The 1554-nt window shown below is 65.1% G+C and carries 1 protein-coding gene and 1 pseudogene; both read right to left on the reverse strand.

What is annotated here, in order from left to right:
• Positions 1 to 337: pseudogene (locus EOA60_RS32335) on the reverse strand (elongation factor P); the annotation flags it as partial.
• A 132-nt stretch (positions 338 to 469) separates the two neighbouring features.
• Positions 470 to 1447 (reverse strand): tetratricopeptide repeat protein, encoded by a 978-nt coding sequence (locus EOA60_RS32340; RefSeq protein WP_245502667.1) that lies wholly within the window; start codon positions 1445 to 1447, stop codon positions 470 to 472.
• Positions 1448 to 1554: the final 107 nt, after the last annotated feature.

A 1554-nucleotide genomic window follows, 5' to 3' on the forward strand; every position in this document is an offset into this window, starting at 1 on the left:
CCATCATGCCGTCCTGCAGGAAGGCGGCGCGCTCGCCGACGAAATCCTTGTTCAGTTCGAGCTGCTCGTAGCTTTCGGTGTCCATGAAAACCAGCGCGTCGCCCTGCTCGTAGAGGAAGGAGAAATCCTTCATCTCCAGCCGGATCTGCTCGACGGTCTCGGCCGAGCGGAAGCGCTCGTTGAGCTTGGTGCCGTTGATCAGGTTCTTCAGCTCGACCTGGTTGTAGGCGCCGCCCTTGCCGGGCTTCACGGTGTTGGTCTTGACCGCGACCCAGAGGCCGCCGTCATGCTCGATGACATAGCCGGGACGGATTTCGCTGCCACTGATCTTGGCCATGTTGAACTGATCCGGAATGAGATTTTTGGCGCGGAGCGCGCTTTGGCGCCTCCAAGACCACAAATCGCATTGAGTGGCAAGGGAGGGCGTCGCGAACGCGCATGGAGATGGCCGATGCCGTGAGCCGTCTTTTCAGGGCAGCCGGTTCGCCTTCTGCAGCGCCTGCTTGGTCTGACCGTCGTCGAGGCCTTGCAGGAAATCGTCCATCTGCGGGTCGATCAACCCGGCGCGCCGGGCGACGATATACCAGGCTCCGGCCAGGATCAGATCGGGGTCGGTACCGATGCCGCCCATATAGAGTTTGGCGAGGCGGTTCTGGGCGGCGACATTGCCGCCTTCGGCCGCGCGCCTCATCCAGGCAAAGCCCGATTTCAGGTCGCGATCGCCGCCGCGCCCCTCGATCATCCATGCGGCGAGGTCAAGTTGCGCGGTGTCGTAGTTCTGCCGGGCGGCCTGCGCCAGCAGGGTGCGTGCCTTGGCGTCGTCGCGCGGTTTTCCGCCGGCGCCGTTGGCGTAGATTTGCGCCATCGCGTACTCGGCGTCGGCAAGGCCGGTACTGGCGGCGCGCTCATAATACACAGCCGCCTTGGCGATGCCGGCATCGCCCGGATCCTGCTGGACGAGCAATTGGGCGAAGTTGAACTGGGCCAGGCGGTTGCCCGCCTCGGCGGCGGCCTGCATCAGCGCATAGGCTTCCTTGGCGTCCTTCTTCACATAGCGTCCGTCGAGCAGCATCAGCGCATATTGGAACTGCGCCTCCGGCACGCCCTGCTCGGCGGCGAGCCCATACCATTTCGCGGCCTCTGCGGCGTTGAGCGGCACGCCCAGCCCACGCGACAGGATCTCGGCGACCAGTGTCTGCGCCGCGGGGTCGCCGTTCTTGGCCCGCACCATGGCAAGGTTGTAGGCGGTTTTATAGAGGCCGCGCTGGAAGGCGCCGTAGGCGGCGTCCGGGAGCTTGGCGCCGAAGCGATCGGGATTGATGGTATCGGCCGATGGCGGTTGAAGCGTTGCCGGCTGTGGCAGCGGTGTTTCGATCGGCTTATCGGCATGGGCCGCGCCAGCATTCGGGGCGGCAGCATTCGGGGCGCCGGTATTTGGGGCGCTTATATTCGGAATGCTTGTATTCGGGGCGCCGCTAGCAGGGGCGCTTGTATCCGGCGCGCTCGTGTCGGGTGTGGTCGTGTCCGGTCTGGGCTGCGGCACCGGCGGGGTCT

It is taken from the genome of Mesorhizobium sp. M1A.F.Ca.IN.020.06.1.1, assembly GCF_004023265.1.
Classification (GTDB): domain Bacteria; phylum Pseudomonadota; class Alphaproteobacteria; order Rhizobiales; family Rhizobiaceae; genus Mesorhizobium.